The following is a 9,193-nucleotide window of genomic DNA, read 5'->3' on the forward strand; positions in this document are numbered from 1 at the left end:
CTTCTTTTGCCGTCAAGGGGGCATCACGATGGATGGACGGTTTGCCAGCCAGCGCGCTCTGCTTGCCCAATATGGGGTGACGCCGGAGCGCATCGAACAGCGGGGCAAAGTAGCGAAAGTGTACACGACAAACGGCGTTTTCGCTTTAAAGGCGCTCCATGACGAACGGGAGGCGGCAGCGGTTTGGCAGTCGCTTCGCTACTATGGCCGCCGTTGTCCGCCGGTGTACGGGACGCGCCAACAGTCACCGTTTGCGGTCGATGGAGGCCGCCTTTATTATTTGCAGGCTTGGCATGATCAAGGGGTGAAAGCGGACGACGAGGTTGTCCGCTCTTTCTTTCGCGGGTTGGCCGAGCTGCACCGCGCCACCATCCGCACGGTGGCGGTAAAAGAGGAAGAAATCGAAGCGTACCGCCAGCAAAAAAAGAACGAATGGCAACGAGCGCGAGCTTTATGGGAAGAGCGAGTCGAAACGTATGAATCGGCGTGGTACATGTCGCCGTTTCAGCTCCAATGCTGCACCTATTTTCATGAAGTGATGCGCGCGTATTCGTTCGCCGAGGAGCAGTTGGCTGCGTGGGAGGAGGCGCTCAAGGAAACGAAGCAATGGCGGACGGCTTGGGTGCACGGAAAAGCGCGCCTCTCCCACTACGTGGCGCCGTATTGGATCAGCTGGGAGCGGGCGCATTGGAATTCGCCGGTATACGATTTGATCGCCGCGTTTCGCACCCATGTTCAAACGTTTCCGCCGCTTGCGCGGGCGTGGTTTGATGGCATCGATGAATATGAAAAAGCGCTGCCACTATCCGCCGGGGAGCGGGCGTTTTTATACGGCCACTTGGCCGAGCCGCGCGGGTTTGTCCGCTGTTTGGAGCGATATGAAGCCACCCGGCGGACGGAACGGAACGAGCGGGCCTACGTCGCCGCCTTGCAGCGCTGTTATTTTGCCTTTAAAAACATGGAAGCGGTCGTCATGCATCTTGTCCAGCGCGATGCCGCACAGCAACAAAAAGAGATGAGTGACGCCGAAGCGCCGATCGATGAACACGGTCAAGGCTAAATCCATCCTCGAACAGAAATCCGGAAACGCCTATGAGGCCGGTGATTTAGGGAAAAATACTGCTGATCCCATCTGTTTCTCAATTAGAGAAACCTTGCACAATCAACTTTCTTTTCTGAATGAACATGCCGCCGATTCGTGTGTGACAGCGGTTTTTCACCAGCCTTCTATGGCCATGGAAGCCGAAAACGTTGGTGAAAAACCGTTCGTTGCCTTGAGCGATGATAAGTTGAATGTTTGTTTTACATCCCATTTTCTAAATCCATTCCAAACGGAACGCGACAGCCGCCAACACAAGAATGGCCAATAAAAGCACGTCAAACGTTGTCGGCAGCAAAATGGTGCGGATCGCCTGAAAAACGGCGAGCGGAATGATCACTTGGGCGCAGATGGCGCGCACTTGCCGCAGCCACGGCGGCCATGAGTACGGATTGAAACGCCGCATCGGTCGTCCCTCCTTCTCCGGTTTACTATACAATATGAGACGGGCGAACGTTTGTCACCAAATGGCTTTCTGTCGAATAAATCAATAAAAACTTGGCAAAGATGATGGACAATGGTAGTATAATAATCGAACGACGATGACGATAAAAGCGAAGACGGGGAGGAGTACAGCGGCCCGCGCCTGCAGAGAGGGAAATCAGAAGCTGCGAGATTTCCTAGGATGGCGGCTGCTGGAAGGTCGCCCTTGAGCTGCTTCGTTGAAAGGCGCTGCTGCCGAGTAGAGGAAGCCGGTTGATTGCCGTTATGCCAATGAAGCGCTTAAGCCCTAGAGGGCGGTGGTTGAAAAACGCCGTTTCAAGATGCCTTTTTCCCAAGCCGGAGATGCGGCTGTGGTATGGGAACGGCGCTCTGCTTCCATCCTCTAGATCGCTGGTGAGAACGGTTGTTTCTCTTGAGCAGTGGGGAGCGTGCGAAAGGCGGTCCTGATGCGACAGGGCTTTTCGATTTGAGAAACGAGGTTGGGAAGCGTCCGGCTCCCTTCCATCCCCAGCCTTCTAGGCTTAAGAAAAAAGGTGGTACCGCGAAAGCAGCTCCTTTCGTCCTTTTCGGATGAAAGGGGCTTTTTTGCTTGCCGATCGGATGATGCACTCCGTAGGCAACAGCTATTGTCGATCACATGAAGGAGGGAACAAAAGTGGCACAGCATGAAGTGTCAATGCCGCCCAAATACGACCATCGCGCCGTTGAGGCGGGGCGTTATGAATGGTGGCTGAAAGGCAAGTTTTTTGAAGCGACCGGCGATCCGGACAAACAACCGTTTACGATCGTCATTCCGCCGCCGAACGTCACCGGCAAACTGCATTTGGGGCATGCGTGGGATACGACGCTGCAAGACATCATTACCCGCATGAAGCGGATGCAAGGCTATGACGTTCTTTGGCTTCCAGGGATGGATCACGCCGGCATCGCCACCCAGGCGAAAGTGGAAGAGAAGCTGCGCCAGCAAGGATTGTCGCGCTACGATTTAGGCCGGGAAAAATTTTTGGAAGAAACGTGGAAATGGAAAGAAGAATACGCCGGCCATATTCGCAGCCAATGGGCAAAATTAGGGCTTGGCCTCGATTACACGCGCGAGCGGTTTACGCTGGATGAAGGGCTCTCCAAAGCGGTGCGCGAAGTGTTCGTCTCGCTTTACCGGAAAGGGCTCATTTACCGCGGCGAGTACATCATCAACTGGGACCCGGTGACGAAAACGGCGTTGTCGGACATTGAGGTGGTGTATAAAGAAGTAAAAGGCGCGCTCTATCATTTGCGCTATCCGCTCGCCGACGGCTCGGGCTACATTGAAGTGGCGACGACCCGTCCGGAAACGATGCTCGGCGACACGGCTGTGGCGGTTCATCCGGATGATGAGCGGTATAAGCACTTGATCGGCAAAATGGTGAAATTGCCGATCGTCGGCCGCGAAATTCCGATCATTGCCGATGAATATGTCGATATGGAATTCGGCTCCGGGGCGGTCAAAATTACGCCGGCGCACGACCCGAACGATTTTGAAATCGGCAACCGCCACAACTTGCCGCGCATTCTCGTCATGAACGAAGACGGCACGATGAATGAAAACGCCATGCAATACCAAGGGCTTGACCGGTTTGAATGCCGGAAGCAAATCGTCCGCGATTTGCAGGAGCAAGGCGTCCTCTTTAAAATCGAGGAACACGTCCACTCGGTCGGCCATAGCGAGCGGAGCGGCGCGGTCGTTGAACCGTATTTGTCAACGCAATGGTTCGTGAAAATGAAGCCGCTCGCTGAAGCCGCCATCAAGCTCCAGCAAACGGACGGAAAAGTGCAGTTCGTGCCGGAGCGGTTTGAAAAAACGTACTTGCACTGGCTGGAAAACATCCGCGACTGGTGCATTTCGCGCCAGCTTTGGTGGGGGCACCGGATTCCGGCGTGGTACCATAAAGAAACGGGTGACATTTACGTCGACCATGAGCCGCCGAAAGACATTGAAAACTGGGAGCAAGACCCCGACGTGCTTGATACGTGGTTCAGCTCGGCGCTTTGGCCGTTCTCGACAATGGGGTGGCCGGATACCGACTCGCCGGACTACAAGCGCTATTACCCGACCGATGTGCTTGTCACCGGCTATGACATCATTTTCTTCTGGGTATCGCGCATGATTTTCCAAGGGCTTGAGTTCACCGGAAAGCGGCCGTTTAAAGACGTGTTGATCCACGGTCTTGTCCGCGATGCCCAAGGACGAAAAATGAGCAAGTCGCTCGGCAACGGCGTCGATCCGATGGATGTGATCGACCAGTACGGCGCCGATGCGCTCCGCTATTTCTTGGCGACCGGCAGCTCGCCGGGCCAAGATTTGCGCTTCAGCACGGAAAAAGTCGAAGCGACGTGGAATTTTGCTAACAAAATTTGGAACGCCTCGCGCTTTGCCTTGATGAACATGGGCGGCATGACGTACGACGAGCTCGATTTGAGCGGCGAAAAAACGGTCGCCGACCATTGGATTTTAACGCGCTTAAACGAAACGATCGACACGGTGACAAAGCTCGCCGACAAATACGAGTTTGGCGAAGCCGGGCGCACGCTGTACAACTTTATTTGGGACGATTTGTGCGACTGGTACATTGAAATGGCGAAACTGCCGCTGTACGGTGATGATGAGGCGGCGAAAAAGACGACGCGTTCGGTGTTGGCGTATGTGCTTGACAACACGATGCGCCTGCTTCATCCGTTCATGCCGTTCATTACCGAGGAAATTTGGCAAAACTTGCCGCATGACGGCGAATCGATCACCGTTGCTCCGTGGCCGCAAGTGCGTCCCGAACTGTCGAACGAAGAAGCGGCTGAAGAAATGCGGCTGCTTGTGGACATCATCCGCGCGGTCCGAAACATTCGCGCTGAAGTGAACACGCCGCCGAGCAAGCCGATTGCGCTCTACATTAAGACAAAAGACGAGCACGTGCGGGAAGCGCTTTTGAAAAACCGCGCTTATTTGGAACGGTTCTGCAATCCGAGCGAGCTGGTCATCGACACCGATGTCCCGGCGCCGGAAAAAGCGATGACCGCCGTCGTCACCGGGGCGGAGCTTATTTTGCCGCTTGAAGGGCTGATCAATATTGAAGAAGAAATCAAGCGGCTTGAAAAAGAGCTTGACAAGTGGAACAACGAAGTCGAGCGCGTCGAAAAGAAACTGGCCAACGAAGGCTTTTTGGCGAAAGCGCCGGCCCATGTCGTCGAAGAAGAGCGGCGCAAGCGGCAAGATTACATCGAAAAACGCGAAGCGGTGAAAGCGCGCCTCGCTGAGCTGAAACGGTAGACAAACGATCTTGCGGTTGATTATGATGAAGACGAATCCGCCATCAGGCGGGTTCGTCTTTTTCGCTGGCGGAAGCCGTCCGGCCCATCGCCAGCCTTTCGATCTTGATCTTCTCAAGGGAGGAGTCGTGAAGATGATCCGCACATATGAGGAAGCCGTCGCTTGGATTCACGGGCGGCTGCGGCTTGGCATGAAGCCGGGGCTAAAACGGATGGAATGGATGATGGAAAAACTCGGCCACCCGGAGCGCCGCGTCCGCGCCGTCCATATCGGCGGAACGAACGGAAAAGGGTCGACGGTCGCTTATTTGCGCTCGATTTTGCAGGCGGCGGGGTATTCGGTCGGGACGTTCACTTCGCCGTATGTCGAGCAGTTCAACGAACGGATCAGCGTCAACGGCGAACCGATCGGAGATGAAGAAATCGTGGAGCTAGTGCGAGTCGTTCAGCCGCTCGCGGACGAGCTTGAACGGACGGAACTTGGCGGACCGACCGAATTTGAAGTGATTACCGCCATGATGCTCTATTACTTTGGCAAACAACACATTCAAGATATCGTGCTCATTGAAGTCGGACTCGGCGGCCGGCTCGATTCGACGAACGTCATTTATCCGCTCGTTTCCGTCATTACGAACGTCAGCTATGACCATATGAACATCTTAGGCGATACACTTGGGCAAATTGCCGCTGAGAAAGCGGGAATCATCAAATCCGGCGTGCCGCTCGTGACAGCGGTCAACGAGCCAGAGGCGTGGGAGGTGATCGTCAAGACGGCCGCGGAGCGGAAAGCGAAAACATATCGGCTCGGCGTTGATTTTACCGTCTCCGACCAGCAAACGACCGCGGAAGGGGAGCAATTTTCGCTTGTCACGCCGTTTTCTGAATACCGCGATGTGCGCATTCACATGCCCGGCGCCCATCAAGTCGAAAACGCGGCGGTGGCGGTGATGGCGGCCGAACTATTGCGGCTTGGCTATTCATTTTTGATCGACCCGGAGCATATCGCCGCTGGGCTGGCTTCAGCTGCTTGGCCCGGCCGCTTTGAGAAGGTGAGCGACAAACCGCTCGTCATTGTCGACGGCGCCCATAACGAAGCCGGCATCCGCGCGCTCGTGGACACGGTGCGCGCGCATTACCCGGACAAACGCATCCACGTCTTGTTTGCCGCGTTGGCGGACAAGCCGCTTGCGCCAATGATCCGGCTGCTTGACGAGCTGGCTGACACGATCACGTTTACGACGTTCGATTTTCCGCGCGCCGCTCAAGCAGAAGCATTAGCCGCTCTCTCTTCCCACCCGCAGAAGGACGCTGCCAATGATTGGACCGGCTGGATTCGCGCCCAGCAAGAACAGATGGGAGATGACGAGCTGTTAGTTGTCACCGGGTCGCTGTACTTTATTTCAGACGTAAAAAAACAGTTCCGATAAGAAAATTTTTCTATCGATAATGGTTGAACGATGGTATAATAGAAATATAGGAAAATTGTCGCGAAACGGGGAGAGGAGCATGGAGAAAAGGGGGATTTTGCGCGCGCTTTTCGCGCTCGGATGGGTGTTTTGGCTTATGTTTGTCGTAGGCGGGAAGGAGGCACCGGTGCAAGCGGCAACGCTTCCCTCGCTCCAATGGCAGTTCACTTCCTCGCAGCCGGAGTACGCCAAACCGCCTAACGGCGATGCCCAAGGCCGGCTCGATGTGACGCTCATTCCGCAAGGAGCGGTGTCAGGAGTGATTCGCCCGCCGATCGATGTCGTCTTTGTCATGGACGTATCCGGTTCCATGACCTTAACCAAGCTGCAAAGCGCCAAATCCGCTTTGCAAACAGCGGTCAGCTACTTTAAGGAGAATTCCAATGTCAATGACCGCTTCGCGTTCATTCCATTTTCCGATGGCGTGCGTTTTGACAGCCTTGTTCCGTTTGACGCCAATGCGAACGTCATCAACCAGCTTGACGCGATTTTGCAGAAAGGAAACAGCCTGACGGCCAATGGTGGAACGAACTATTCAGCCGCTTTGTCGCTCGCCCGGTCGTATTTTAATGATCCGGCGCGGAAAAAGTACATCATTTTCTTGACCGATGGAATGCCGACGGTGCTGAATACGACGAGCACGATCACCTATAAGGAGATCAAAAAAACGTTTTCCGGCTGGAAGTACGGGGACAAGGTGACCGCTTCGATCCCGGTGACGTACACCTTGTATAGCAACGGAAAAGATGCAAGCATTCAGTTTGTCGATCGTAACGGATATAAGCGGTTGTTTCTTAACAATGGCGCCGATTATGTAAACGGCTGGCTGTTTTCTTGGGACAATGACTATCCGTTTACGTATTCGACGTTGGAAGACAACATTCGCGATGATGCGGTCAATATAGCGAAAGACCTTGGCAAAAACAACATCACTCTCTATTCGATTGGCTTCGGCAGTGATGGCGATGTCGATATGGACTATTTGCGGACGCTTTCGATGATGACCGGAGGGGAAGCGCGGCAAGGGACGCCGCAAAACTTGAACGCTTTGTTCCAGCAGTTTTCCCGGCTGGCCAACACTCCCGCGCTCACTGGCACGGTCCGCATTCCGCTTTCGTCGCTCGGCGGCAACGTTTCGATTGCCGAGAACGGACAAGTGCGGCTCGATGAAAGCAAACAAAACGCCTATATTTCTTTTTCCATTCCGTATTCATCAGGACAAGGGACGCCAAATCCTATCACCGTGTCCATTCCGGTGGCGTTCAAGGCAACAGGGACGTACACGTTTCAAGCGGAATTAACGTATCGGGACGTCTACGGTCAGCTCCAGCCGGTGACAACGAAAACGGTAATGGTCACCGTCAAGGCGGAAGCCCCGCCATGGTTTGATGGAACGGTCAAGCTGCAGGGGCTGACGAAACCGATCGACCAACTCGTTAAGCAAGGGGCAACGGACGGCGATGACAACCGCTTCCGTGTTGCTTATTCATTGGCGTTGAAAGGATATGTCGGCAATGTCTCTGGGACGATCAGCAATGTCCGCATCATTCAAGAGCTTCCGGACGGAATCTCGGTCATCCCCGACGGAAAAGTAGCAACGTTTGTCAATAACGGAAAACGTTACGCGCAGTGGTCGTTCGGCGGGCAAACCTTTGACTACAGCCAGCTGAACAAGCTGACGCTGACCGCGCAATGGGTCATGCAAGCCGACTACGCCATGAGCGGCACCCAATTGCCGCCGGCGCTCGTAACGTTCACCGACAGCCGCTACGGCGAGCGGACTTCGACGCTCACGCCGCCGTCGGAACGAATCGGAATGAAGGTGCGTTTGGATGATTTTCCGAATGTTTATTACGAAGGGGATGAAAGCGGGCTGATCACCAAATGGCAAGGGGTCGACATCGTGGGAAGAACGAAGCATCCTAACTCCTATGGACTGCTGCAGCTGCCGGTCAAAGCGCTGCAATACGATCCGAGCGATGACGGGGTGCTACTTGTCACCTATCGCAACGGCCAGACGGTGCCCGTGTATATTAAGCCGCATCTAGCCGTCACGACGTCCGCCGGCGCTGTGGCAAACGGAGCGACAGCGTACGAAGCGCCGACGGTCAAGTTGACCGGACCGGTGGCCGGCGAAGGGGTGTCGTATCGCTATCAGATCGTTCGAAATGGGGTCCCGGATGCTTGGGTAGCGCTCCCTTCACCGTATGAAATCGCCATTTCGAACGACGGGGCGTATACGGTCACTGTCCAGTCGTCGGGAGGGTTGACGAGGGGAACAGGATTGGCGAGCGCGTCGTTTACGTATACGAAGCGGATCAAGGAACTGAACCTCGGCTATCAACCAACAATGGATGTCGGTGGCGAGCAAAGGATTTCGGTGACGATCGTGCCGAGCGATGCGAGTAACAAAACGTTAGTATGGTCGTCGAGCGATCCGGCGGTGGCTGTTGTGCAAAATGGACTAGTAACGGCGCTCAAGCCGGGAACGGTGGCCATCACGGTGCGCTCTACAGATGGAGGAAATGCATCAGCGACGGCATCGATTCAGGTCGTCGATCCGTATGTCGCCCTCGAAGGGATGGCATTTCAGACGCCCATTTACATGAATCGCGGCGAGCGGCTTGACGTGACGTCACTGCTCCGCTTTATCCCAGAAAATGCCACAGATAAGGCGCTTCGTTCTGTCACTTCGTCGGATCAGCGATTTGTCGAGGTCGTTCAGGAAAACGGAAAATGGTATTTGCAAGCCGTTGATGTTGGGTATGCAGAGATCACGGCGACCGCGAAGGGGAAGGCAGCGGATGGACGGGATATTGAAGCGAAGGCCCTCGTTATCGTCCGCCCGCCTACAGACAATAGCGGCGACAACGGCGGCAACAGCGGC

The 9,193-nt window shown here is 54.9% G+C and carries 6 protein-coding genes and 1 other annotated feature; of the genes, 5 read left to right on the forward strand and 1 reads right to left on the reverse strand.

What is annotated here, in order from left to right; all coding sequences use genetic code 11:
• The first annotated feature begins 28 nt into the window (after window positions 1-28).
• Both ysxE and B4113_RS20525 read left to right on the forward strand, forming a co-directional pair.
• A complete protein-coding gene (gene ysxE, locus B4113_RS09880) occupies window positions 29-1,060 on the forward strand; it encodes a spore coat protein YsxE (RefSeq protein WP_061912452.1) in 1,032 nt (343 codons plus the stop codon).
• Window positions 1,041-1,370, forward strand: coding sequence for a hypothetical protein (locus tag B4113_RS20525; RefSeq protein ID WP_235597987.1), 330 nt, complete (start codon window positions 1,041-1,043; stop codon window positions 1,368-1,370). The genes ysxE and B4113_RS20525 overlap by 20 nt, the downstream gene beginning before the upstream one ends.
• Here B4113_RS20525 and B4113_RS09885 read toward each other — a convergent pair.
• A complete protein-coding gene (locus B4113_RS09885; protein WP_033844238.1) occupies window positions 1,317-1,505 on the reverse strand; it encodes a hypothetical protein in 189 nt (62 codons plus the stop codon). The two genes, B4113_RS20525 and B4113_RS09885, sit on opposite strands and share 54 nt — an antisense overlap.
• A gap of 142 nt (window positions 1,506-1,647) precedes the next feature.
• Window positions 1,648-2,111 (forward strand) — a binding site (T-box leader).
• A gap of 69 nt (window positions 2,112-2,180) precedes the next feature.
• On the opposite strand from B4113_RS09885, the gene B4113_RS09890 reads away from it, so the two are divergent.
• From B4113_RS09890 to B4113_RS09900, 3 genes are all read left to right on the forward strand, one after another.
• A complete protein-coding gene (locus B4113_RS09890) occupies window positions 2,181-4,841 on the forward strand; it encodes a valine--tRNA ligase (RefSeq protein WP_369802252.1) in 2,661 nt (886 codons plus the stop codon).
• A gap of 133 nt (window positions 4,842-4,974) precedes the next feature.
• The gene (locus tag B4113_RS09895) at window positions 4,975-6,267 is read left to right on the forward strand and encodes a folylpolyglutamate synthase/dihydrofolate synthase family protein (RefSeq protein ID WP_061912454.1); all 1,293 of its coding nucleotides are present in this window, start codon (window positions 4,975-4,977) and stop codon (window positions 6,265-6,267) included.
• Between the two features lie 79 nt (window positions 6,268-6,346).
• Window positions 6,347-9,193, forward strand: a 2,847-nt coding sequence (locus B4113_RS09900; RefSeq protein ID WP_061912465.1) for an Ig-like domain-containing protein, incomplete at its 3' end; no start/stop codon positions are given.

The organism is Geobacillus sp. B4113_201601, assembly GCF_001587475.1.
Taxonomy (GTDB): domain Bacteria; phylum Bacillota; class Bacilli; order Bacillales; family Anoxybacillaceae; genus Geobacillus; species Geobacillus icigianus.

Excerpts from the sequence above, each read along its gene's own strand:
- ysxE (WP_061912452.1), top strand. The coding sequence starts at position 29 with ATGGATGGACGGTTTGCCAGCCAGCGCGCTCTGCTTGCCCAATATGGG.
- B4113_RS20525 (WP_235597987.1), top strand. The coding sequence starts at position 1,041 with ATGAACACGGTCAAGGCTAAATCCATCCTCGAACAGAAATCCGGAAAC.
- B4113_RS09885 (WP_033844238.1), bottom strand. The coding sequence starts at position 1,505 with ATGCGGCGTTTCAATCCGTACTCATGGCCGCCGTGGCTGCGGCAAGTG.
- B4113_RS09890 (WP_369802252.1), top strand. The coding sequence starts at position 2,181 with ATGAAGGAGGGAACAAAAGTGGCACAGCATGAAGTGTCAATGCCGCCC.
- B4113_RS09895 (WP_061912454.1), top strand. The coding sequence starts at position 4,975 with ATGATCCGCACATATGAGGAAGCCGTCGCTTGGATTCACGGGCGGCTG.